The organism is Fusibacter sp. 3D3, from assembly GCF_001748365.1.
GTDB lineage: Bacteria > Bacillota > Clostridia > Peptostreptococcales > Acidaminobacteraceae > Fusibacter_A.
On sequence record NZ_BDHH01000002.1, the window covers coordinates 267,119 to 293,056 of the forward strand.

Genomic DNA, 25,938 nt, shown 5'->3' on the forward strand with positions numbered 1-25,938 from the left:
TTAAAAAACTATAAAAAAAAAGAACCCTAATGTTGTTTCGTGCTGTACCACGTACAGCACGAAACACAGCACGAAACACAGCACGAAACAACATCAGGGTTCTCCTTGCGCATCTCTTTTAATTTCATATCCAAGTGCTTTATTTTACTTTGTTCTTAAACTTGATCAATTCACGAATGCCTTTCGTTGCATCCATGATGTCGCTGATAGACATATCATAATTCAATCGGTTAATCACTTTTGAAATATATTCTGACATGTCTACCTGTTCAAACCAAGGGGCAGTTTTAACAGACTCTGGGATATATGAAAGATTTGTCGTATACACTTTATCAATATAACCTTCTTCATAAAACTTATTAAACTTATCAAGGCCCTCTGTAAACAATGCAAAAGTGGTCGCAATAAAGACCTTGCCAGATTGTCTTTTTTTAAGTTCAACTGCAATGTCAAAAATAGATTCTCCAGAAGCAATCATGTCATCCACAATTAAAATATTATTGTCTTTTACATCTCTTCCAATATATTCATGTTGCACAATTGGATTTTTACCTCTTACCACCTTAGAATGGTCACGCCTTTTATAAAAGAGACCAATGTCACTTTCAAGTACACTGGAGTAATATATCGCACGATCCATAGCACCTGTATCTGGGCTAATAATCAATACTTTTGTTGGATCCTGAAAAGCTTCGCTTTCTTCTGTTAAAAAAGTTTTAACAATATCCAGTGTTGGATATAAATTCTCAAACGAAATGAGTGGAATCGAGTTTTGAATCGTTGGATCGTGTGCATCAAAAGTGATAATGTCGTTTACACCCAACTTTTCAAGTTCTTGAAGTGCCATAGCACAATCAAGAGATTCTCTTCCCTTTCTACTATGTTGACGCGATGCATACAAAAGTGGCATGAAAACAGTAATGCGCCTCGCCTTACCCGCCATCGCAGACAAGACTCTTTTCAAATCTTGAATATGATCATCGGGACTCTTACGATTTTCAAATCCGTGCATCGTGTAAGTACAACTGTAATTGCCAATATCCGTCACAATGTAAATATCCTTACCCCTCACGGATTCCTCAATAAAGACTTTTCCTTCACCATTTGAAAACCGGATTTCCTGCTTCTTAATAAGATAGGTTTTTGGCATTTGGATCGTTTCTGTCTCACAAACTTGTCTCATTTTAACAAGGTAGTCATCGATGCGCTGTGCTAAACTTTCACAGTTATCCATGGCAATTATGCCAAGTTCTCCATAAGGTACGTGTTGGTAATAATCCTGCTTTTTCATTTAATCACTCCATTTTTGAGTCCTTGATGCCCTACTCACTCGTTTTAGGTTATCCTCTTCGTTATTTTACTACCCTTTTATGCCGCAATACTGACATAAAAAAGGCTAAAGTATAAATACTTTAGCTATACTGGTGCGAGATAAGGGACTCGAACCCATGACTTCTTCCACGTCAAGGAAACACTCTACCATCTGAGTTAATCTCGCATGTTACCACTCCAATATTATGCCACAAATTTCTTGCTTTGAACAGGGATAAATAAAAAAACTTAGAAAAAATTCTAAGTTTTTTTATTGAGTTAGAGTGTCCAAAGCCAGCTTCAAACGGTATCTCCATCCTATGCTGTATCGCGTACTTTCCGTAAACGCACGATCTGCTAAAAAGGGGGGGGCAACTTTTGCCCTTTACCCTTTGCCCTTTGCCCTTTACCCTTCTACCCTCATTGGATAAATTAAATCGTATATTGATTTACTTGTTCAAAAAGATCTATTGCCATCTTTGAGAGATGATCCGATGCTGCAGCGATTTCTTCTGAAACTGCCGTTTGCTCCTCTGTGGCGGAGCTAACCTCTTGTGTTCTCTCATTCGCTTTAAACATGACAACTGCAATGTTTTCAACAGACTGATTAACCGAATCTCCAAGCACTTGTGCTTCGCCAATGCGATTCACCACAAGCTTAATTGAACCTTGAGTATTTTCTATCATTTTAAGGATTTCAGAAAAAGCATTTCCAGCCACATCGATCGCTTTAACGCCTGAGGTGATTGCTTCACTTTCAGCTTGAGTAAAATTATTGGCTTCTTTAATCTCTATTTGAATTTCACTAATAAGACTGTTGATGCCATTTGCGGAAGTTTGAGAATCTGTTGCCAGCTTTCGAATTTCTTCTGCAACCACCGCAAAACCTTTGCCAGCTTCTCCCGCACGTGCTGCCTCTATGGCCGCATTTAACGCGAGCAAATTGGTTTGATTTGCTATTGTCGCAATAGTATCAGAGATCTTGTTAATTTTATCAGATTGTTCATTGAGTTTGTTAATGACATCAATGGTTTTTGCACTACTTGCTTTTATTTCAGCCATTTTATCAACAGTTTCATAGATCAGTCTCTGACTGTTTTCTGCCGTTTGCATCACCACATCTGCCTCTTTGGCCATTTTAAGGGTTTCATTTGCAGAGCCATCCAGTTTCTGCTTCATATCATCCACAAGTATGCGCGTATTGTTGACATCATTCGCTTGAATTTCCATGCCCTGACTAATTTCTTGTATCGCTACAGTCACATCAGTCGCTGCCTTCCCACCTTCCTCAGCCGAAGAGGCCATTTGTTGACTTGAAGAAGATAGGATTTCTGAAGTTTTAACAATATCGGTTACGATGCCATTAAAACTCCGAAGCATCGTATTAAAGGCCCCGCTTATTTGATCTATTTCATCACCTTCTACCTTAAAATGATCCACTTGTACCGTTAAGTCTCCTTTAGAAGCATCCAGCATGACTATTTTCATTCTATTAATACGTGTAACAATATAACGTGAAATCACATATGATACGATTAAACCCAAAATCAACATGATCGCACCCACAATCATTATAGATTTTTGCATTTTAATTACAGGTTCTAAATATTCATTTTTAGCTGCATTAATACTAATTGAAAACTGATCAAACCCACCATACATATTTAGTTTTGAGACACCATCATAAGTATATTCAACTTTGTTCACACTACCTTCAAGCATATCAGGTAATGCTTTATCCAATTCAGAAATGCCTAAATCAGTGATTTTTTTTTGCAAAATAAAATCCGGATTTGGGTGAATAACCACAAGCCCATTCTGGTCAATCATATAGGCATAACCTAATTCACCAATTTTGATGCTGTTGATCAGCCCTACAGTCTTATCCATTTTAACCGCAGCGGCAATATAACCAATGCGTTGTTTGTTTTTATTTTCAATAGGAAAGGTATAGACTCGAACAGGTGCATTAGAGGCTTTGGATAATACAATATCTGACCATACCGGCGTTCCACTTTTCACTTCAGTAAAATAAGCGCGATCAGATACATCAAGTCCCTTTAAGGTCCCCTCTTCACTATCCGCAATAATTTTGCCATTTGTGTCTGCTATAAATACATTTTCCAATAAGATTTCGTTACTTTTTTTAAAGGCCAATAAATACGCATCTACCTCTTGCATTTCTTGAGAGCTTAAGGTGCTAGAAGCAATATCTTTGATCACCGGCATATGCTCGATAATTTTAAGAAGACTTTCTACGTTTGACTGATCCTCTTTTAAACTCGATATCAAGCTATTCAACTGTGACATCAGCTTTGATTCAACTTCATGCTCAATTGCATCGCTTGAAAATTTAAAACTGATCACACTGATAAAAAGTATGATCATCAAAACAAGTAACCCTGTGCTCGCCATGAGCTTCGTCATTAAACTTCTTTTCATAAATTTCTCCCATTTACATTTTTTGTTGAAACTATTCACATTGCTACATATTTATCTCTTTGTAAGCAATTTTTAGATTTTGTTTCCGTTTTGTACACACTATAGTAACACTATTTATTGTGTACATTTTAGAAACTCCCTATTAAATTATAACTACTTGGTGAGCAATTTACAAGATGTTTGTTATTAATTGAACAAATAATATGAAGCTTTCAAAATTTTACAAAAATACATTTATGCCCTCTAGAAGTGCCTTTTTTCGCTGGATTTTTTTTAAAGGTTTAGACTCAATAATTTGATATAATAGAGATAAGTTACTTTGATTTTTTTAAAAAAAACAAGTCTTATGTCAACCTTTTTAGGAGTATTTATGTTAGGTAAACTTGTTCGAGAGTTAAGAGGATTGAACATTAGCCAAAGAGAATTGGCTCAAGAAATAGGTGTTAGTCATTCCTATATAAGCAAGCTAGAATCCAATTTACAGACCACCGTTTCGAATGAAATTATTGAAAAATTAGCATCTACACTTGAATGTGATAAGGAGATACTGTATATCGCTTGTGGTAAAATTCCACCGGATCAATTAACGATTAATTCAAATGCACCTTCTATATACAGTGAAATTGAATCTTATATTCGGTCAAAAACCGCAAAAATAAATACGTCTCTTGAGGAACTTGAGATATTGTTCAACGCTTATAATCAGTCGAAGACGATTACTTTTTTGGTAAATTATGAAACGCATGCACTTTTTTATATGAACATCAGCGCTACCTTATTTTTAAAAAAACGCTTCCCTGATCAAAATATCGATCAGATTATTGCCGCATATGCCGATGAAATCATAAAGCGCTGTTCTCCAGAAAGCAAATCGCCAATGATCTGCGATTGTGACCTTAGAGGTGAAAAATCGCTTATTGATCTCAGTTTGGACTTTTTTACATTTAAGAATCAACGCTTTTTATTGGTTCAAATTTTTGAGGAGCGCTCTTTAGATCGCTTTAATGAGTTTGCGCTCTTTAGTGAAAACCACTTCCGTGGTGTATTTCAAAATTGCCTTCAAGCTGTATTTGTATTCGAATACACTATGGGTGATCATTATGGTGCGCTTATACATGCTAATCAAGCTGCTTGCGATTTGCTTGGTTATACAGTCAAAGAGCTATCCACCTTTATTGGTCCACAAAACTTTGAATTGCAATCTGATGTTTCTGCGTTAAGACTTAAGCGATTGAAGCAGCAAAAAAAATTTTATGATATCTCTATCTTTAAAACAAAAGAAAGTAAATTGATTCCCGTTGAAGTTTTTTCAAACCTAGGCTGCATCGGCAAAAATAATTTTATATTAATGTGCTGTTCTGATCTATATCACTTTAACAAAGGCAAAACAGACTTTTAACCCCTTTAGCGTTTAGTTCTTTCAATAAAAAGAGTTCATCTATGCATACGTACTTGCATAAATGAACTCTACTCTACTCGACTCTATTCTATTCTACCGTCACAGATTTTGCCAGATTTCGCGGTTTGTCCACGTCATTCCCTCTAATTGAAGAAATATAATAAGCGAGCATTTGAAGTGGTATAACCGTCAGTATTGGAGTCAATATATCCATTGTATCCGGTATATAAAAGACTTCATCTGCCGATTTTTCTATTTCTTTTTTGCCCGTTTTGGCGATTGCAAAAACATGTGCGCCTCTTGCCTTAACTTCTTTGATATTTGAAACCATCTTTTCATAAAGTCTGTCTTGTGTTGCAAGTGCCACAACAAAAGTATGATCCTCAATCAATGCAATGGTTCCATGTTTAAGTTCCCCAGCTGCAATGGAGAATGAATTGATATAGGAAATTTCTTTAAGTTTGAGTGAGCCTTCAAGTGCTAAATCAGCATCTATACCTCTTCCCATAAAAAACACTTTTTCATTGTTAAATTGTCGTGCTGCAAGCTTCTGAATCAGTTCGCTTTGATCTAGAATCGTTTGAATCATGTCAGGCATCTTTTTGAATTCATTGACAATCGCATTGATCCCCTCATCATTCATATTGCCATTTAATTTAGCGAAATGGAGCGCAATTAAATAAAATGCCGTTAATTGTGTTGTGAATGCTTTAGTCGATGCAACACCAATTTCGGGCCCTGCCCACGTGTAAAAAATATCATCGGACTCTCTTGATACTGAACTTCCAACGACATTGACAATGCTTAATACTCTAGCACCTTTCCGCTTAGCTTCTCTTAATGATTGAAGTGTATCTAAAGTTTCACCAGATTGCGATACAGCAATAAAAAGCGTATGCTCATCTATAAAGGGATCTCTGTACCGGAACTCCGACGCCACATCACATTCCACAGGAATTTTAGCAAGCGTTTCAAATGCACGTCTCCCCACTAAGCCTGCATGATAAGCTGTCCCACAAGCCACAATATAGATTTTATTTATTTTCTTGAGATCTTCTGCCGTTATGCTAATACCTTCCAATACAATATTGGAATTCTTATCCAATCTTCGCATAAAAGTTTCTTTTACACCTTTGGGTTGTTCATGGATCTCTTTTAATGTGAAATGCTCATAGCCTTCTTTTTCAGCAGATTCCATATCCCAAGTCACCTTAAAAATTTCGCGATCAATCTTTTGACCAAATGCATTGTAAATCGTTACTTTGTCTTTAGTGAGTTCCACAACTTCATCATTTTCGATCAAGAGAATATCTCTTGTATACTTTAAAAGTGCTGGAATATCTGAAGCGATGAAATTTTCACCAACACCAAGTCCTACAATTAATGGACTATCCTTTCTTACTGCAATTAATCGATCGGGTTCTCCTTTTGCAATAACACCAATCGCATAGGCCCCTTCCATCTTTTCAATGGCCTTATTAACGGCTTCAAGAAGATCTCCCTCATAGTAGTAATCTATCAAGTGTGCAATGACTTCTGTGTCTGTTTCGGATTTGAAAATGACATTTTTATCGTTTATGAGCCATTCTTTGATTTCCATGTAATTCTCAATAATGCCATTGTGTATGACTGCTATTGTGCTATTTTCATTCGTATGAGGATGTGCATTTAAATCAGATGGCGCGCCATGTGTTGCCCATCTGGTATGTCCAATTCCAAGAACCGTACTCATGCTCATATCTAGAGAATCCTGTAAATTTTTCAATCTGCCTTTTGATTTAAAGACCTTTATTTCATGATCTAAATTAATCGCAATGCCCGCTGAGTCGTAACCTCTATATTCTAATTTTGACAAACCTTCCATCAAGTAAGGTAATGCATTATGACTTCCAATATAACCTACTATTCCACACATATGTGTATGCTCCTTCGCTTATTCCATTTTTGGTAATAAAAAAACACCCTATTAGGATGCTGTCTTGAACGCACTTATAGCCTTAAATCAACCTACCAACTTTGTCTTCCAAATCACTCTGGAAATTTGTATGGTATTTACGGTGTTGATTACACCGCGGGGCACCCGCCGAATTTTCGATTAACCCCGCCCTCGTCAACTGTAAACAGTTCTGGCGCTTGTATTAAGTTTTTAGGAGTATCATTTTATCCCCTCCCTTCTTTTGCCATTATAACATACGGTTTTTAAGCTTACAACCCCTTGCCAGCATCAAACTTAACTTTTAATATTATTATATGTTTTTATCATATAAACACCAAGCGGTATCTATAGACCCCATAGTTTAGGATTACTTGTGGACACCGCTTGTGCACCTGCTTTTAAGCTTTGAATGATATCTTCTTTTGATCTGATAAGCCCTCCCGTTACAATGGGCGTCTTCGTTTGGGAAACAATTTGATTTGTAATTTGATGCATAATTCCAGGCAGAATTTCCACCGCATCTGGCTGTGTCTGCTTAACCGACTTAATTCCCGCATCAAAGTTAATCGAGTCGATGAGAAAAACTCTTTGAATCGATATCTTATTAAAAGATTTTATCACTTTAATCATACTGCTTTTAGTGGTTATTATGCCATCAGTTTCCGTCCTTTTACATAAATACTCCACTGCTACGGCATCCCTCGAAAACCCGTCCAGAAGATCTAAATGAACGAAAACCATTTTTCCAGCCTCTTTTGCTTTTTTCACCTTCTTATCAATATCAAATACGCTTCCTGACAAGAAAAATAAAACTTCACAATCCGATTCCAGCGCATCGTCTAGTATAATCGAATCACTTATCGCTCCAATTATTGGATATTCATTTGTTCTTTGAATAAATTCATGGATCATAGTCGCCCCCATTAATGCTCATTTAATACTATAATACCACATTTAAACCTCTAATATTAACTATTGGGGAGTCTTGAGACCACTTTTTTAATAAATAAAGTCAGATCTTTCATCATATCCACTTCTTCAAATCGATTGTCTGTAAGAAGCCTCAGAATTGGCCGTGTGGGTGCACTTAAATTGTTGTCTATAACAATTGCATGTTGACCTGTACTGAGTTCCACAAGCGTTCCTGGAGGATACATATCTACAATTTGCATCATATAATTGATAATGTCAGCATCTAACTTAACAGGTGCGGCTGAACGCAGAATCTCCACTGCAATATCCACCGAAATTCTATTATTGTAAGTCCGATCCGAGACAATGGCACTAAAAATATCACATATAGTCACAATTCTTACAAGTAACGGAATCTGGTCTGCAATAAAGCCATTTGGATACCCAGAACCATCTAATTTCTCATGGTGCAAAAGTATAATTTGTCTTGATAGAGGTGATAGTTCAACGAGTTCTTTTACCATATCATAGCCATACTCCACATGTTTCTTCATCTCTTCAAATTCAGAAGGCTCAAGCTTGCCTTTTTTATTGAGTATGTGATCTGGTACCTTGGACTTTCCAACGTCAGATAAAATAGCACCCATGCCGAGTTTCAAAAGACGTTCTCTGTCAATCCCCATTTTCTTGCCAATCAAAACAGAGAGAATCATCACTTCTACCGCATGGTCATAATGATACATTTCTGCACCCATTAATTCCGTGCTGTAGTATTTTTTATCATATTGGCTGTATATTTCAGAAATCATATCATCAATGATCCCTTTTAACGATCTGATATGTTCTTCTCTAACTTGTTTTGGATTTTCACCGTTACCTTGATCATATAAATCATAAATCATTTTCATCATGGTAATCGCTTGTAATTTTAAAGTATCTGATATCATGGGTTCAAGTACAATCCCTTTTGAAATTTCATCTTCTACATAAACATGCCTTATATCAATTTGTTTAAGCTTTTCAATAAGATTACTGCTTAGCGCTGTATCCTTTTGAACCAGCAATGACAATTTAGAATCATAGATCGGTTTGGCAATTTTAATGCCTGGATTTACTTCATTTATGTGTATTAATCTCATAATAGTTCACAACCTTTCGATATACCTAATAATAACCCCCATAAACATTCTACCCATATAGACATGGTACAAACCCTTTTTGATAGAGTTTTCGGAGGATAGATTTTATTTAACAATTATAACACAATAATTATATTGTGAAGTTTAAGATTTTGTGAACAAAATAAAGGGTATACTCTTTTTGAAGCTTACAGCTTGGAGGCACTTATGAAATTAAAATTCGCACATCAATTTTCAACTAAAATAAGCCTAATTACATTTACACTCCTGCTGATTTCAGCATTTTTTGTTATGTTCTACTTAAATGCGTCTATTCAATCCAATATAAATAATAGCATGGATCAAATTACTTATGAGTATTTAAACAATGCACATTCTGAATTAAAATACTTTATAGAGAGCAAAATTACGATTTGTGAGCTTCTAGCCCAAAATCCAAACTTATCTCAATTTCTGTCAAGGACGAGATATATCAATACCAATCACGCGCTTAAAAGTTTAGAAGGTTATACGGCGCTTTTAACGGATATGAATGCCTATATCTCTAAGGATAATCACATACACTCCATTTCAGTTTGGTCTAAAAATCGAAAAGAACTTTTTTATCAAGACGGTACTGCTCAAAGTGAGGTTGATCTCGACAGCAAAAATGACCTTTATCTTTGGTATGCCTATACGCTGGAGCAAGATCAAACGGTGATTTCCTCTGCCTATATTGAGGCGATAAGTGGGGATTATATTTTCAGCGTCTTAACCCCTATTAAAGCATTACAAGAGCCTATTGGGATTGTCAGCGTTAATTTTAAAATAAAGGATTTTCCATTCAATATAATCAATGCAAAATACATTTTATTAGATCATGACCTCAATATTATTAAAACGACCGAAAATGCGGTTCTAAGTCATACGAATCTTCAAGGATTTGATCTTTTACTAAGTGAACATCTTCTGTCTTCAACTAAAGCCTTTGGTATGCTGGATTCGTCACAAGATCATGTTTTTTATTATGAAGCACTTCCCGAATACAACTGGTACCTCCTCATAAACAATGCGGATAATGACCTTATGAAGCCTCTAAAAGCTGCTCTGTTTTTAACCAATATGATGCTCTTGACATCGACCATTATCATCTCTATTATTCTATTTTGGATTATAAAAAAATCGTTTATACCACTTGAATCGCTTCATCAAAACATTTTGGAAGTCTCCTCAGGTAATTTTAATGTGACGATTCATACGAATGGTTCTGATGAGATCGCTGAAAGTATAAACGCTTTTAACAAAATGAAGATGAGTCTATCGAAACTCATTGAAAATATAACACATATTACGGCTACTATCCATGACTCTACTTCTATTCTAGCCGATGATGCCTCTAAGGGCAGTAATGCTGTAAGCGAAATCAGTACAATTATTCAAGCAATTTCTAAAGATGCAAATATACAAGTTGATGAAACTCAAAATGCACTCTTTTTGTCAAAATCCATCGGTTCCAAAATAGATCATATGCTCACTATTTCCTTGGATGTTTCCACACTACTTGGAATCACCACGGAAACCATGTCTTCTGTCCATGAGGCACTCGATCTATTGGTTCAAAATGCAGTTGTGTCGGAACTATCAATTAGAGCTATCATTCAAAGCTTTGATGATTTAAGTGTCTCCATTGCAAATCTTATTCCCATTCAAGATTCGATCATTGATCTTATCAAAACATCTGCACTACAGTCAAATCAACCTGAATTGTCTATACTTTTAGAAAGCAGTCATCAATTCATTTATCAAATGTACCACTATGCCTTAGAAATTGGGATTTCACTTGATCGTACTCAGAAAATAACCAGTACGCTTGATACTTCAATCGAAGATGTCATTTTGCATTGTGATTCTACGATAGATGCCCTAATGGATGTTTCGGAGGAAACAGAACAATTAAGTCTTGCCATTGATGGTATCGCTAATAGAAAAAACGCGATTTCGAATTCACTTGAAAAAATAATCGTGCATTCACAATCCACTGCTTTATCTTCCAAAGAAGTGGTTATCGCCATAGAAAGTCATACCCTTGCCATGAAAAGTATCGAACACCAAATCAGCACACTCTATAAAAGTAGTATTAAACTCAGCAATCACGTTTCTAATTTTACGCTTATTAAGCGGGATTGAAAAGCGCTGTATCTAGTAGATTCCCTCATTTTATGTTAGAATAAGTTGAAGTCTTTTCAACGTTTGTCTATTAAATTAATGAGGTGTATATGTATAAATCAATTCCCTATGATCCCAGTGATTTAGAATGTTATTATATAGATGTGAGATCTGAATCAGAGTATGAAAAAGGTCATATTCCAAATGCAAAAAATTTGCCCATCTTAAGCAATGAAGAACGTCATGTGGTTGGAGATCTATACAAAAATGTGTCCGTGGATGCTGCTCGCCGGAAAGGCTTAGAATTTGTATCCCAAAAGCTCATGCTCTATTTCGATGCTATTAATGAGCTCATAAACCAGAATCCTAAACTCAAAATTGTTTTTTATTGTTCAAGGGGCGGTTATCGAAGCACTTCTATCGCTTTACTTTTAAAGGGCATTGGCATACCTGTTTCTTGGTTACAAGGTGGCTATAAAAATTATCGCCAATTGGTTTTAGAGCATTTATCGGATCCTCTTTTTTATCCTAAAATGCTTGTGATACACGGACTCTCCGGCGTTGGAAAAACCCATGTGCTCACCACATTAGAATCAGATCATCTCCCAGTACTCGATTTAGAGGGGCTTGCAATGCATAAGGGCTCTCATTTAGGTCATATTGGTATAGAGCAATTACAAACTCAACAGAATTTTGAAAATCTTGTTTTCGAGAAAATATTCAAAATGCCTGATAAATACTGTTTTGTAGAGTCAGAAAGCAAGCGCATTGGCCCTGTTTTTATGCCACAAACACTTTACAACTGCATTCAAGCAGGGATTCATTCATTGTTAAATGCAGCCATTGAATTTAGGGTTGACCTTCTTGTAAAAGACTATTCTCTCTGTGATGATTTTGACGCTCAGTTGCGTAAAGCCTTAACCAAATTAAGCATTTATACAAGTAAAGCTTTTTTAGAAGATTTAGAGCAACTCATTCAGCAAAAAAACTATGCTCAAATTGCAGAAAAACTTTTGTTAGAATACTATGATCCTATTTATAAAAAAAGCATTGTCAAACATGAGTATGCCATACAATTTGAAGTCCGCAGTATTAGACAAGTCTCAGATGAGATTATCAATTGGTACACTGCAATTTCGACCCCAGAATTTGGTTTAGAAAACTGATTGGCGAGGGTTCTGACCCTCGAATCGAAAAAAAGAGCACTGATTTAAAATCCAGTGCTCTTTATAAATTTAAGTGCATTTTCATGTGCAATTTTTTGTATTTCCTGAGAGGTGAAACCTCTTTTTTGAAGCGCTTCTATAAGATTCATCGTCTTGGACGCATTTTCAAGGCCTTCCACGCCTACATAATCTTTATGAATATAATCACAATAGTCAAATCCAAGTGCAACAGTATCTATGCCTGCAATATCAACTATATGCTCAATATGTTCAGCGAATGTCTCTAAATTACGCTTTGACAAATCTTGGCTTAAAAAAGATCCCACTGATGTCAATCCTATAATACCACCTTGATCAGAAATCGCTTTGATTTGTTCATCTTTCAAGTTTCGCTTATGGGGGCACAGTGCATATGAATTTGAATGTGAAACCATTACAGGTTTTTGATTGCATTTGAGCACATCCCAAAAACTACGTTCATTTAAATGCGCTAAATCTAAAATCATATTTTTATCTTGAATTTTTCGAACCATTTTCCGACCCGTCAAGGTCAACCCTCGCCCAGGATCACCCTCTACACCTGTTGCAAAAGCATTTTGCTCATTCCATGTCATGCCCACATGTCGAAGCCCTTTTTCATAGTACGTGTCTAATAACATTATAGAATCCCCAAATGCTTCTATCCCCTCAACACCGACGATGACTTTCACTTTATCATCACTCCACTTTTCAAACAATGAATGACTGTCTAAAACAACTTTCATCTGCGCATAAGGATCATTCATTTCACGTGCTATTTGCTCAAAAGCATACTCTAAAAAATCGGAGGGTGTAACCTTTGATTTAGCATCACTCCAAACTACAAAAATGGAACCCCCTATATGACCTGTTGCCATCTTATCATAATGTCTGTTGTTAAAAGTATCCTCATGACCACTTAAACTTTGATTTGTAAGATCATAAAATATATCTGCGTGCAAATCGAAAAATTTCATATTTTTTTTCATCATTAATTTAACTGTTTTTCTATTAACCGTACCAATGTTTCTGCCACTGTTTCCAATTCTTCTTGATCCTTGCCTTCAATCATCACTCTAACGAGTGGCTCCGTTCCAGAGGGTCTGATGAGCACTCTCCCATTGCCATGAAATGCAGCTTCAACTTCTTTTACTTTTTTAGAAATAATCGGATCATCCATGTAATGCTCTTTCTTTGCATTTGAAACTTTTGCATTTTTAAGCACTTGAGGATAAACAGTCATAATACCTGCAAGTTCGGAAAGCTTTTTACCCGTTGCTTTCATCACTCTAATAAGCTGCACTGCCGTCAGTAACCCATCACCTGTCGTATTGTGTTTTAAAAAAATAATATGGCCTGACTGTTCCCCACCGAGTTCATACCCATTTTTAAGCATTTCCTCAAGAACATATCGATCTCCAACTTTTGTTTTAATTGTTTTTAAGCCGTTCTCTTTAAGGGCGATATCAAATCCTAAATTACTCATGACAGTTGAAACAACAGTCGATTTTGAAAGCTCGTTTTCATCATTAAGGTATTTTGCACATATTGCCATAATTTTATCACCATCCACGATGGCACCATTTTCATCAATAGCGAGTAACCTGTCTGCATCACCATCAAATGCCAATCCCACATCAGCACCTACTACATTAACAAATTTTTGGAGATCGCCTAGATGTGTTGACCCACAGTTTTCGTTAATATTGGTACCATCTGGTTCATGATGAATGGAATAAACCTTTGCCTCTAATTTATTAAAAGTTCTCGGTGCCACGTCAAATGCAGCTCCATTAGCACAATCCATCGCAAGTTTAAGCCCTTCAAAAGTCATGCCCTTCAAAGTATCCAATACGTATTCAATATAGTCCTCTTCAGCATGTGGGTAATCTTTTGCACTTCCAAGCTCAAGACCTTGTGGCAACTCTATTGCTTCATTGCCGTCAATAAACCCTTCTATTTCATCTTCGAGGCTATCGGATAATTTAAGACCCAAGTGATTAAAAAACTTAATGCCATTAAAAGCCACCGGGTTATGTGACGCCGATATCATAACACCTGCATCAGCATCCATTTTTTTTATCAATTTTGCAATGGCTGGCGTCGGAATGACCCCCACTTTAAGCACATTACAACCTGTTGATAATATCCCCGCGATCAATGCGGATTCCAAAAGATCTCCTGATATTCTAGTATCCTTACCCACAATTATAGTAGCGTTTTTTTTGCTTTTTGTAATGGTATATGCACCAAATTGTCCCAGTTTCATCGCCAGTTCTATTGTAAGTTCTTTGTTAGCAATGCCTCTAACGCCATCTGTTCCAAATAATCTTCCCACTTGACTACCTCACCTTACTCTTTTTTTATAATTTTGTTAAGTACTTTTTCGATATTAATCAGTTCCAAATTGACCAGATGTTCTTCAGGGTATTTATTAAAGTACTCTTTCAATAGTGTCAATATTTGCTCTGCTTGACAAGCATCAAAATGATCATCATAAAGTGCTTCTATGAAGGCATGGTCTATTGCTTTAATATCCACTTTTTGGGACAACAAATCTTTCATATATCCAACAAGACATTGATGTTCTTTGCAGACATCACACTGTTTGCACAAGCCATTGAGATTCTCTAAAATGCGCTCACGATAAGTTTTCAGGTCTTGAGCCTTTTGCTTTAAGGCAGATATGGATACTTCTTTCAATTGTCTATTGAAAATCATAAATCTAAAAATAGTTAATATACTGATCATAAATACGAGCAAGGCCATAAATGTCATACCCATGCTCTGAACATATGGAGATGTAAAAATTTTATTGAGTCCAAAAAACATAAAAATGAGAAATGCACCAAATTTAATCAAATGCTCCGGTATGCGGTTTCCCAGTTTTGCACCTACGAAGATGCCCACCGAGCTCACAACAACCATTCCCAAAACGGTTCCCATCAGTGTAAACGCAGGATTTACCGAATCTGTCGCTAATGTCATTGCCGTAAGTTGCGTTTTATCACCCAGTTCTCCTAAAAAGAATGCAATCCCAACTGTAACAATTGCACCATATTTTTTTAGATTTTGCTCTGCTTCTTCTTCCTCAGCGATGGATAAGGATAATAATCCAAATGAAATAAATAGTACCCCTGCAACCAGTTGAAGTGCTTCAATGGGTATAAATCTATTCAATAAAGAACCGAGCAGTATAGCAATCCCATGATTCGCAAAAGAACCAATCGCAACGCCTAATAAAATATGATTTACTTTATATTTTGTGGCAAATGCCATTGCCATAATTTGTGTTTTATCCCCCATCTCAGCGATGAAGATCAACAATAAAGCCCTTAAAAAATCGCTCATACTACCCCCAACTTACGAAATCTTGCTTTCTTATTATCTCATATCTCCTGCCTTATCTCAATCCTTATGTATACAATAATCATATTAAAAACATATTACGTCTAGCCTTTGCTATAAGTGGATTACAGAAAAAATAATAAGACAAATCAAATTATACGCTCTGATTTGTCCTATTATATAAGCGATTCAATTATATAAGCGATTCAATGGCTAAGTCATCAACCACCACTTCAAGTGGTGGTTTGAAATTAGCCCTATAAGGGCTGTTTACTTGCACGCCTTAAAGGCGGGTGTCGCAAGCTTTACTACCAACAGCCTCTAAAAGAGGCTATCTTCTTTTTGTTTCTTCAATTTTTGCTTCCTCTTGTTGTTCTTGAATATAACGTTTTATGGCTTCTTCTGTAATGTTTCCTACTGTTGATACATAGTAGCCTCTTGCCCAAAATTTCCTATCCCATTTGCTTCCATGCTCTGAATGTTTATCAAATATCATGAGCGCACTTTTACCTTTTAGGTATCCCACAAACTCTGATACAGATAGCTTAGGCGGGATACTAACACATAGATGCACATGGTCTGAACATACTGCTCCTTCTATTATTTCTACTTTTTTATATTCACATAACTTCTTCAATATTTCTCTTATATCTGCCTTTGTTTGTCCGAACATCACCTTTCTTCTATACTTAGGTATAAAAACTATGTGGTATTGGCATTTCCACTTACAGTGTGATAAACTTGAATTGTCCATTGGGACCGCCTCCTATGTTTTGATATGGCTTACGACACCATTATCATTGTAACATAGGAGGCTTTATTATAATCGACGTAACACTTCTGTTTACTCTATTCTCCCCAGCATAGCTGGGGGATTAATATTGTCATTTATGCCTATATTTATTTAAATTTGAGCATTTGGGAGATTATTTATATTTTTAAATTTCATATAAAGGTTAGGGTGTCAAAAGTCAGTTTCGCATTAACCCTCTCCCCTATGTTGTATCGCGTACTTCTCGTAAACGACATCATAAGGTAGAGGGTTGCTCAACTTTTGGATTGGACACCCTAACCATATAAATACCCCGTTCAATTTTTTTCTATGAACGGGGTATTTTACATAATTGACTATTCTATCTCTTCTCAGTTTTTTCATGATGATTGGGTTGGGAAAACGTATCCCCCGAACAAATGCTCTTTATGCATTGTGCAGGCATGAGTTCAAACTTACTTGATTGGCTTCATCGTTGGGAATAAGATGACGTCTCTAATCGTCGTTGAATTGGTTAAGAGCATGATCATACGATCTACCCCAATGCCCAATCCACCTGTAGGTGGCAATCCCACTTCAAGTGCATTGACAAAGTCATCATCCATCATATGAGCTTCCTCATCTCCAGCTTCTCTTTGTTTAAGTTGTTCTTCAAAACGCTCTTTTTGATCAATTGGATCGTTAAGCTCAGAAAATGCATTCGCAATTTCCCAAGTATTAACGAATGCTTCAAATCTATTTGTAATTTCAGGATTGTCTGGATTTCTTTTCGCAAGTGGTGAAACTTCTACCGGATGATGTAATACAAATGTCGGTTGAATTAAATCCATCTCGCAGAACTCTTCAAACGCCATATTTACCAAATGTCCTTTTTTCATGTTTTTATCGACGTCCATATGCAATTGATCTTTGGCCACTTTTCTCGCTTCTTCATCTGTCGCAAAAGCATAGAAATTGACACCTGTCTTTTTCTCGACTAAGTCATGCATAGAAGCTCTGATCCAAGGCGGCTTAAAATCGATTAAAGTGCCCTGATAATCCACTTCCATTTTGCCATGTACTTGCTCACAACAGAATGCAACTACGTTTTCAGTGAGTTTCATCATATACTCATAATCTTCATATGCGGCGTAGAGCTCTACTGCAGTATACTCTGGATTATGTTTCATGCTCATCCCTTCATTTCTAAACATCTTACCCATCTCATAAACTCTATCAAAGCCGCCGACGATCAATCGTTTAAGATACAATTCATTTGCAATTCTCATATACATATCTATATCCAGTGTATTGTGATGCGTAATAAAAGGTTTCGCTGAAGCACCACCCGCTATTGTCCCCAATATCGGCGTATCCACTTCTAAAAATCCCTCTTTATCAAAGTAGTCTTTCATTGCTTTGATGATTTTTGATCTCATGATAAATTTGTCTTTAACTTCTGGATTTACAATTAAATCAACGTATCTTTGTCTGTAACGGATATCTTGATCTTTAAGGCCATGCCATTTTTCTGGTAATATTTGCAAAGATTTGCTCAGTAAAATAACTTCTTCAGCTCTAATAGAGATTTCATCCTTTTGAGTTTTAAAAACGATTCCACAGACGCCTACAATATCACCAATATCATACGTCTTAAACACTTCATATACGTCTTCCCCAATTGCATCTTTTCTGACATATGACTGTATTCTACCTTCACTATCCAGAATGTCAATGAATGAAGCCTTACCCATGTCGCGTTTCGCCATGATTCTTCCAGCCACACGTACAAGTTGTCCGTCCATTTCTTCAAATTTCTCGATAATTGTCTTGCTGAAATGAGTTCTGTCATATTTCTCTATCTTAAAAGGATCTTGTCCCATTTCTCGCAACTTCGCAAGTTTTTCACGTCTGATCTGTAATAATTCATTCAAATTTTCCATTCACTCATCCTCCGATTATTCTTATTTTCAGTCTATTATAGTCTATTAAAAATCTAAAGTCAATTTGCCTTAAATGCTCTTATAATAATGGATTTGACCATTTCTGGCGCTTCCACTCTATTGATCTCATTTTTAAATGCATTTGCATGCTTTAATCCCTTAAAATACCAAGCTGCATGCTTACGCATCTCAAGAGTTCCGATTTTTGGGCCTTTATATTTTAGCAGCAATTCAAAGTGTTTTAATGCAATGTTCTTTTTTTCTTCTAACGTTGGCGGTTCTAGTCTCTCGCCTGTTTTTAGAAAAGATGCAACCTCTTTCAAAAGCCACGGATTCCCTTGTACACCTCTACCAATCATAATCCCGTCACAGTTTGTAATCGTTTTCATTCGAATCGCATCCTCGACAGAGCACACATCACCATTCCCGATAACAGGTATTTTAACCGTTTCCTTAACGGCTTTAATGATCTCCCAGTCTGCTACTCCGTTATACAACTGCGCTCTGGTTCTGCCGTGAAGCGCTAGTGCAGCAGCACCACTTGCCTCTACCATTTTAGCAAATTCAATTGCGTTGATATTTTGATCGTCCCATCCTTTACGAAACTTAACGGTCACTGGCTTAATGGAGTTCTTAACAGCTGTTTTGATGATCTGTTCAGCAAGTTTGGGTGTTTTCATCAGTGCAGAACCTTCGCCATTATTCACAATTTTAGATGCAGGACACCCCATATTAATATCCAAAACATCGTTGTTATGTTGATTTAACAAATCCATAACCGCTTCTAATCTATCGCTATCTTTTGTAAATATTTGAAGAGACATCGGTTTCTCTGTCTCTAGTATTTCCATAATTTTATGTGTTTTTTGATCCTTATAGTAAAGGGCTGATATGCTGATCATTTCAGTCACCATTAACCCAACATTAAAATCTTTACAAATCAACCTAAACGAAAGATCCGTCACGCCAGCCATAGGGGCTAATATAACATCATTTTCAGTTTGGAAATCTCCAATTTTCATCAATGACTCTCTTTCCTTAAAACTAAAGCTTTATTTCTTTGTTTTGTTCATATGATAGATAATATTCAAGCCTTCTAAAGTTAAAAACTTCTCCACATGGTTGATGGACTCTGCCTCAGTTGCAATTAAAGTTGCAAGTCCTCCTGTTGCGATTACCTTAATATTATCCCCGCCAAGTTCTTCTTTCATCTTTGCGACTAAATAATCCACACTGCCTACATAACCATATATGATTCCCGCTTGAATGCTCTGACTTGTATTTTTACAAATTACTCGATCAGGTTTTACAAGTTCAACATGTGTTAATTTTGCAGCACGCTGAAATAAAGCATCCGAAGATATTTTTATACCTGGTAAAATCGCGCCCCCAAGATATTCACATTTTTCATTAATCGCACAGAATGTTGTCGCCGTTCCAAAATCTACAATGATAATGGGCCCACCAAATTTTTTAAACCCAGCAACTGCATTTACAATTCTATCGGCACCAACTTGTCTAGGATTATCATATTTAATATTCATGCCTGTCTTAATACCAGGACCAATCACTATAGCTTCTCTCTCACAATATTTCGAAGACATATGTTGTAACGAATACATCACATGTGGCACTACTGAAGATATAATGACATCATCCACGTCTTTTAAAGAAAGATTTTCATATGCAAATAATTGGCTGACAAATATGCCAATTTCATCAGCAGATTTGGCATTGTCTGTGGCCATTCTCCAGTGCGTAATTAATTCATTGTCCTTAAAAACACCAAGTACAATGTTTGAGTTTCCTACATCAAATGCTAATAACATTTTTCCTCCTGTTGATTTTAGACATATCCATTAATGCCTCGAACAGATACCTCTCCATAGTATATGGCCTCATTTGTACCATCACTATTTTTAACGATCAAATTGCCAGCCATATCTATATCTAAGGCAAACGCTATTTTCGTTACATTACCCGATATAATTTCGACATCTTTGTTCAAGGTGATCGATTTTCTTCTATTATATTCTATTACAGGTCTAAAATCATTTTCGTTAACGAATTGATTATAATATATTTCAAATTTTTCTACAAACAATTTTATAATATTTAATCTATTAATCCATTTATTTTTCTTTTCAATGCTAAGTGAAGTTGCTTTTTCTTTAATTTCAGCCTCAAAATGGCGCGTATTTACATTTACGCCAATCCCGAGCACTAAATAATTGATGCGATTGAGTTCAGCATTAAGTTCGGTCAAAATGCCGCAGACTTTCTTTCCATTAACCACAATATCATTTGGCCATTTGATTGCAGTTTCTATTTCAGTTTCAGCTTCAATTGCTTCACTCATTGCAGCGGCTGCCATAAGCGTAATTCTAGATGCCAAATCAGGCGCAAAATCAGGTTTAAGCAATAAGCTCATCCAAATTCCAGTTCCCTTTTCAGATTGCCATTGTCTCCCCAATCTGCCTCGACCACTCGTCTGTTCATCCGAAACAATTAAGCATTGTGGAAACTCTAATTGATTGCCTATGCTCTTTGCTTTCTGATTTGTTGAATCAATAGAATCAAAGAAAAAACAAGCTTCAATAAGCTCATAATTTTTTAAAGCATACTTTAATTCCACTTCATTCAATTCTTTAATTTCAGATACGAGCAGATACCCTTTGTTGGTTACCGACAGTATTTCATAACCTTCATTTCTGAGCAAATTGATATATTTCCAAACTGCGGTTCTAGAGACATTGAGCTGCTTACTAATCTCTTCTCCTGAAACGTATGCGCCTTGTTTTGCCCTTAATAATCTTATAATTTCAGCTTTCACAGCATCACTCTTTCTATATATAATTTCGTTATCATTATAACATACATGGACACACACAAAAAGTAAAAGCCACGCTTTAGATTTTATACAAAACTAAAGCGTGCCTCTGTATTGATCATAACAAGGATCCTTTTATTCCAGTGTATCAAAGCGTATAATCAGTCCCGCTTAACAATTAAACTGACCTGTCATTAATTTTATGGCTTCAGAAAGTTGTTTGATTTCTTCAATCATTACAATCGTTTCATCATTTTTTGATTTTTGTATATTAATACGTTCGGCCATTTGATCTGAAGTACCTGCGGTTTCTTGAATTGTTTCAAGCATATTTTCCATCATTTCATTGATTTGTGCAGATGCAGCAGCTTGTTCCTCTGTTACAGCACTGATTTCATCTACTGACTCTGCTGCTTTTCTAGAATCTGTTAATATTGCATTGATTTGTTCAACAGTCTTCTCAGATTCTGACACAACATTCTGAAGCATCCCAGATGTACTTGAAAACATGCCTGATGTATCTTTAATGTCATATTGAATATCTTTAATAATCTTTGTAATACTCTCAGCTGATTTATTGGATTGATCCGCGAGGTTTCTAATTTCTCCGGCCACGACTGCAAATCCTCGACCAGCATCTCCTGCTCTAGCAGCTTCAATCGCTGCATTTAGAGCTAACAGATTCGTTTGATTTGCGATTTCCATAATGGTATCTGTTATACTCCCTATGTCTACAGCTGATTTTTCAAGTGACTTGATCCGACTTTCAATTAACTCATAGGCACTAAATGTTTTTTGCACAAGTCCAGCCGTATTGGACATCATTTCTACACCCCTTGATGCAAAATCAACATTATTCTTGATCAGAACATTTAAGCGCTCTGTATTCTGAGCAACGTTTTCGGAGCCTTTTGCCATTTCTTCAACAGCACCAACCACTTTTCTAGATAATTTGATATCCTCATGTGCAGTCTCTTTAAGCTCATCCGCGTTTTTAATAATCATCGTCATTTCATGTCGTGTTTCTTCCGAAGTCCCTACAAGTGTATCCGTGTTTTCATCAAGCACATTTGTCGATGTTTTTAAACGCATTATAATATCCTTAAATGCATCTATCATAACCATAAATGACCTTGCTAAATCGCCAAATTCATCGGTTCTCTTAAAAGTTTTTGCATCCATCTGAACCGTGAAATCGCCGCCAGATGCAGTTAATGCGCCTTCTGAAACTTTTTGAAGTGGAGAGGTTACATAACGTGAAAGCATTATGGAAACAATCAAACCTAAAGCTGCAGCGACTACCAATATACCGACGAAGAGTGCCGTTAATAAATTGATTTCAGCGTAGGCCTTGGAAGAGGGAATTTGAATAACAACGCCCCAATTGACACCTTCAAGTTGTCGATATGACGTTAAATAATTTTTGTCTTCAGTTGTATACTCAACGGATCCACTTTCTCCAGCGATACCTCTTTTAAAAGGTTCCAGCACTGAGAAATCTTTTTCTTTTTGAGCTGTAAAAACAGCCCCATCTGAATGCGCCACAATTTTCCCCTCTTGGCTCACAATGAGGGCTTCAAAATCATCTGGCAAAACTAGGCTTTGAACTGCCTGATTAAATTTTTCAAGCGATATTTCCCCCATCAAAACACCATTTATAGAACCATTTCGATTGTATATGGGAATAGCTTGTTGTATGAGATCCGTTTGACCATCCTCTGATTGAATAATGCTTGAATAAGTAAGATTACCTTTTAATGCAGCATCAAAATGAGATGCGTCCATTGGATTTGTCTTTCCAGTAGATGAAAACACAGATTTGCCTGTCGAATCATATACCTCAATACTCGTCAGCAAATCATATTCGTTTTGAACATTTACAAACATGGATTTAACAAGCAAGGGCTGCATATTTTGGACATAATCGACTTGGGATAAAATTGTTAAAACTTTACTCACACTATCCAATTGATTTTGTATAGAAGAATCCAAAGTATTCAGGATTACTTCGTTGTTCGAATAAATATCCTCTTCCACATAATTTCTAAACTGATTAAAAATCACTGCACCAGTAACAAACACTGGGAGTATAATACAAATAACTAGAATGATTGCAAGCCTTTTCCCAAATTTAGAATCCAAAACTTTCAAATTGCCAAATCTCTTTACGTCATTTTGAGATTTAGCCCGTTTTCCTTCTTTGGTTTTTTTTCGAGATGTTTCATCAGATCCCACACCTGATTTCTTCAATACTTTAACTTTCGTTTTTCCCATTAATCACGCCTCCACACAAAATAATTACCTATTTATCATTATAAAGGTTTTTAAATGAAAATTCAAACAAGTGTCGCTATTGTTAAAAAATAAATTATTTCGTCATTTTTTGTATTGTCAATTTATTCCGTGCTCTAAGTATCGACAGATTCCTGCTTACCATTCATCTTTGACCTTGCTTTATATGACGTGGATTAGATGATCTTCAAAAAAAAACTGGCTCACAAATGAGCCAGTTTTATATTTTTATTTATTATTTTAGAATCCAGAGAACAGTGATAACAATACCCCAGCAGATACTGCTGAACCGATTACACCGGCAACGTTAGGTCCCATTGCATGCATGAGTAGGAAGTTGCTTGGATTTTCTTTCTGTCCAACCACTTGTGATACCCTTGCTGCCATTGGTACTGCGGATACCCCTGCTGATCCAATCAGTGGATTTACAGGATCTTTTGTAAATTTGTTCATGATTTTCGCCAAGATGACCCCTGCTGCTGTACCGATACCAAATGCTACAACCCCAAGACATACAATTGCAAGTGTCTGTACGTTTAAAAACGCTTCAGCAGTTGCAGTTGCCCCTACAGTTACCCCTAGAAAAATAGTGACAATGTTCATCATTGCGTTTTGTGCAGTGTCTGATAAACGCCCTACCACACCCGATTCTTTAAATAAGTTTCCGAGCATGAGCATGCCGATTAGCGCTGCTGCTGGTGGTACGATCATAGAAACGATCAAGGTTACCATAATTGGGAAAAGTAACTTTTCAAGTCTCGACACATTTCTAAGTTGTTTCATTTTAATCATACGTTCTTCTTTTGTAGTCAGAAATTTCATAATTGGCGGCTGAATGACAGGAACTAGCGCCATATACGAATACGCTGCCACTGCAATCGAACCCATTAAATGAGGGGCCAATTTTGAGGATAAGAAGATCGCTGTTGGACCATCCGCACCTCCTATGATGCCGATAGAAGCTGCCTCAGGTGGTGTAAATAGACCCGATGCAATCGCACCTAAAAATGTGACGAATATGCCGAACTGTGCCGCTGCTCCCAGTAAGAGTGATTTTGGGTTTGCAATCAGAGGACCAAAATCCGTCATCGCCCCTACCCCCAAGAAAATCAGTGGCGGGAAGATGCCTAAATGGTCTCCTTGGTACAAGTAGTAGAGCAATCCTCCTGGTTGATCATGTCCAACAGGTGGCGCCATCAACCCTGCAAGTGGTAAATTGGTTAAAAACATACCAAACGCAATAGGGACGAGCAACAGCGGTTCGAATCCCTTTTTTATTGCCAAGTAAAGCAATATAAAGGACACACAGATCATACCGACTTGACCCCAAGTGATTGCACTAAAGCCTGTACTCATATAAAAATCTTTTATCGTTTGAATCATAGTGCATCTCCTTTCCATTAATTATTTTCGGATACTATCCAATAACAATTAATACATCCCCTGAATTTACTGATGCACCTTTGTTTACATTGATTGAAACGATTTTACCAGCACATGGTGCCATGAGTTCGTTTTCCATTTTCATGGCTTCAAGGATTGCAAGTACATCCCCTGATTTGACAGCGTCGCCCACAGCTACCTTGATATCCAGTACAGTGCCTGGCATTGGCGCCGTGATGGTTTCCCCACCTGTTACGTTTGCCACTGCGGGTGCTGCTTTTGCCGTCGCTTGAGCTGCTGGTGCTGSYGCTGCCGCTGGTGCAGGTGCCGCTGCTCTTTGCACCGGTCTTGGTGATGRTGTACTTACGCCACCTATTTCTTCTACRTCCACTTCGTATGATTTACCGTTCACGGTGATATTAAACTTTTTCATAAATAWGATTCCTCCATTAAATATTAATGTGCCACCCTGCGCTTTTACTGCTCACTGCGCTATTAAAACCTTGAATTCATAACATCACTTCTACCAGTACGTCCCCATACAGGCGTTTCATCATTAACACGTGTTATATTTGTTACAACAATGTTGTGCATAGACGTGTTAAGGGATGCTGCAATGGCCGCTGTGATCACTGCGATTAGAGCTTCATCTTCTTCCGTTTCTGMCTTTAAAGCCATTGTTRCKGGAGCATTTACTGGGGCATTAGACTTTGGCGCTTCAGTGACAGCTGGTCGTTCAATTATACTTATAATTTTAGACATCAGTGCTGTTAAGGCCCAAATCGTAACAAGTGCGACAAATGTAATGCCCATGCCAAGCAAGATCACATATAGCGTTGCCACCATTTTATCGCCTAAAGTCATCTCTGCGAAGGTTCCAGCATGCTTRAAATTCTCTAAAATTTGCATCTTTTCACCTCTTT

At 36.8% G+C, this 25,938-nt stretch carries 20 protein-coding genes and 1 tRNA gene; 3 read left to right on the plus strand and 18 right to left on the minus strand.

The window, feature by feature from the left end; all coding sequences use genetic code 11:
- Positions 1-139: 139 nt before the first annotated feature.
- The 3 genes from F3D3_RS03225 to F3D3_RS03235 all read right to left on the minus strand — a co-directional run bounded on the left by F3D3_RS03225 (position 140) and on the right by F3D3_RS03235 (position 3,753).
- On the minus strand, positions 140-1,291 hold the full coding sequence (locus F3D3_RS03225) for a ribose-phosphate pyrophosphokinase (protein ID WP_069871156.1): 1,152 nt from the start codon (positions 1,289-1,291) through the stop codon (positions 140-142).
- A gap of 131 nt (positions 1,292-1,422) precedes the next feature.
- Positions 1,423-1,498 (minus strand) — tRNA-Val (locus tag F3D3_RS03230).
- Between the two features lie 245 nt (positions 1,499-1,743).
- Positions 1,744-3,753, minus strand: coding sequence for a methyl-accepting chemotaxis protein (locus F3D3_RS03235; protein WP_069871158.1), 2,010 nt, complete (start codon positions 3,751-3,753; stop codon positions 1,744-1,746).
- A gap of 370 nt (positions 3,754-4,123) precedes the next feature.
- Here F3D3_RS03235 and F3D3_RS03240 point away from each other — a divergent pair, with 370 nt between their 5' ends.
- Positions 4,124-5,152 carry a helix-turn-helix domain-containing protein gene (locus F3D3_RS03240; protein ID WP_069871160.1) on the plus strand — a complete coding sequence of 343 codons (1,029 nt, stop codon included), beginning with the start codon at positions 4,124-4,126 and terminating at the stop codon, positions 5,150-5,152.
- Positions 5,153-5,240: 88 nt separating this feature from the next.
- Here F3D3_RS03240 and glmS read toward each other — a convergent pair whose 3' ends face one another.
- The 3 genes from glmS to F3D3_RS03255 all read right to left on the minus strand — a co-directional run bounded on the left by glmS (position 5,241) and on the right by F3D3_RS03255 (position 9,139).
- Positions 5,241-7,067 (minus strand): glutamine--fructose-6-phosphate transaminase (isomerizing), encoded by a 1,827-nt coding sequence (gene glmS, locus F3D3_RS03245; protein WP_069871162.1) that lies wholly within the window; start codon positions 7,065-7,067, stop codon positions 5,241-5,243.
- Positions 7,068-7,433: 366 nt separating this feature from the next.
- Positions 7,434-8,000 (minus strand): glycerol-3-phosphate responsive antiterminator, encoded by a 567-nt coding sequence (locus F3D3_RS03250; protein WP_069871164.1) that lies wholly within the window; start codon positions 7,998-8,000, stop codon positions 7,434-7,436.
- 56 nt (positions 8,001-8,056) lie between these two features.
- Positions 8,057-9,139, minus strand: a complete 1,083-nt coding sequence (locus tag F3D3_RS03255) for an HD-GYP domain-containing protein (RefSeq protein ID WP_069871165.1) — start codon at positions 9,137-9,139, stop codon at positions 8,057-8,059.
- A gap of 207 nt (positions 9,140-9,346) precedes the next feature.
- Between F3D3_RS03255 and F3D3_RS03260 the strand changes: the two genes are divergently transcribed.
- Together F3D3_RS03260 and mnmH are read left to right on the plus strand one after the other, a co-directional pair.
- On the plus strand, positions 9,347-11,305 hold the full coding sequence (locus F3D3_RS03260) for a HAMP domain-containing protein (RefSeq protein WP_069871167.1): 1,959 nt from the start codon (positions 9,347-9,349) through the stop codon (positions 11,303-11,305).
- An 89-nt stretch (positions 11,306-11,394) separates the two neighbouring features.
- Complete coding sequence (gene mnmH / locus F3D3_RS03265; protein WP_069871169.1) at positions 11,395-12,450, plus strand: tRNA 2-selenouridine(34) synthase MnmH; 1,056 nt, start codon at positions 11,395-11,397, stop codon at positions 12,448-12,450.
- 44 nt (positions 12,451-12,494) lie between these two features.
- On the opposite strand, the gene F3D3_RS03270 is transcribed toward mnmH, so the two are convergent.
- The 12 genes from F3D3_RS03270 to F3D3_RS03325 form a co-directional block, all read right to left on the minus strand.
- Positions 12,495-13,445 carry a dipeptidase gene (locus F3D3_RS03270; protein ID WP_069871405.1) on the minus strand — a complete coding sequence of 317 codons (951 nt, stop codon included), beginning with the start codon at positions 13,443-13,445 and terminating at the stop codon, positions 12,495-12,497.
- A 14-nt stretch (positions 13,446-13,459) separates the two neighbouring features.
- Positions 13,460-14,806 carry a phosphoglucosamine mutase gene (gene glmM / locus F3D3_RS03275; RefSeq protein ID WP_069871171.1) on the minus strand — a complete coding sequence of 449 codons (1,347 nt, stop codon included), beginning with the start codon at positions 14,804-14,806 and terminating at the stop codon, positions 13,460-13,462.
- A 14-nt stretch (positions 14,807-14,820) separates the two neighbouring features.
- The gene (locus F3D3_RS03280; protein ID WP_069871173.1) at positions 14,821-15,819 is read right to left on the minus strand and encodes a TMEM165/GDT1 family protein; all 999 of its coding nucleotides are present in this window, start codon (positions 15,817-15,819) and stop codon (positions 14,821-14,823) included.
- A gap of 328 nt (positions 15,820-16,147) precedes the next feature.
- A complete protein-coding gene (tnpA, locus tag F3D3_RS03285; RefSeq protein WP_069871175.1) occupies positions 16,148-16,570 on the minus strand; it encodes an IS200/IS605 family transposase in 423 nt (140 codons plus the stop codon).
- Between the two features lie 473 nt (positions 16,571-17,043).
- Positions 17,044-18,510, minus strand: a complete 1,467-nt coding sequence (gene lysS, locus F3D3_RS03290) for a lysine--tRNA ligase (RefSeq protein WP_069871177.1) — start codon at positions 18,508-18,510, stop codon at positions 17,044-17,046.
- 59 nt (positions 18,511-18,569) lie between these two features.
- A complete protein-coding gene (dusB, locus tag F3D3_RS03295; protein WP_069871178.1) occupies positions 18,570-19,532 on the minus strand; it encodes a tRNA dihydrouridine synthase DusB in 963 nt (320 codons plus the stop codon).
- 30 nt (positions 19,533-19,562) lie between these two features.
- Positions 19,563-20,339, minus strand: a complete 777-nt coding sequence (locus tag F3D3_RS03300) for a type III pantothenate kinase (RefSeq protein WP_069871180.1) — start codon at positions 20,337-20,339, stop codon at positions 19,563-19,565.
- 17 nt (positions 20,340-20,356) lie between these two features.
- Positions 20,357-21,343: a biotin--[acetyl-CoA-carboxylase] ligase gene (locus tag F3D3_RS03305; protein ID WP_069871182.1), complete on the minus strand. Its 987-nt coding sequence runs from the start codon at positions 21,341-21,343 to the stop codon at positions 20,357-20,359.
- 168 nt (positions 21,344-21,511) lie between these two features.
- Complete coding sequence (locus F3D3_RS03310) at positions 21,512-23,614, minus strand: methyl-accepting chemotaxis protein (protein WP_069871184.1); 2,103 nt, start codon at positions 23,612-23,614, stop codon at positions 21,512-21,514.
- Between the two features lie 258 nt (positions 23,615-23,872).
- Positions 23,873-25,015, minus strand: a complete 1,143-nt coding sequence (locus F3D3_RS03315; protein WP_084388797.1) for a sodium ion-translocating decarboxylase subunit beta — start codon at positions 25,013-25,015, stop codon at positions 23,873-23,875.
- Positions 25,016-25,049: 34 nt separating this feature from the next.
- Positions 25,050-25,448 (minus strand): biotin/lipoyl-containing protein, encoded by a 399-nt coding sequence (locus tag F3D3_RS03320; protein ID WP_069871187.1) that lies wholly within the window; start codon positions 25,446-25,448, stop codon positions 25,050-25,052.
- Between the two features lie 62 nt (positions 25,449-25,510).
- The gene (locus tag F3D3_RS03325; protein WP_069871188.1) at positions 25,511-25,924 is read right to left on the minus strand and encodes an OadG family protein; all 414 of its coding nucleotides are present in this window, start codon (positions 25,922-25,924) and stop codon (positions 25,511-25,513) included.
- Positions 25,925-25,938: the final 14 nt, after the last annotated feature.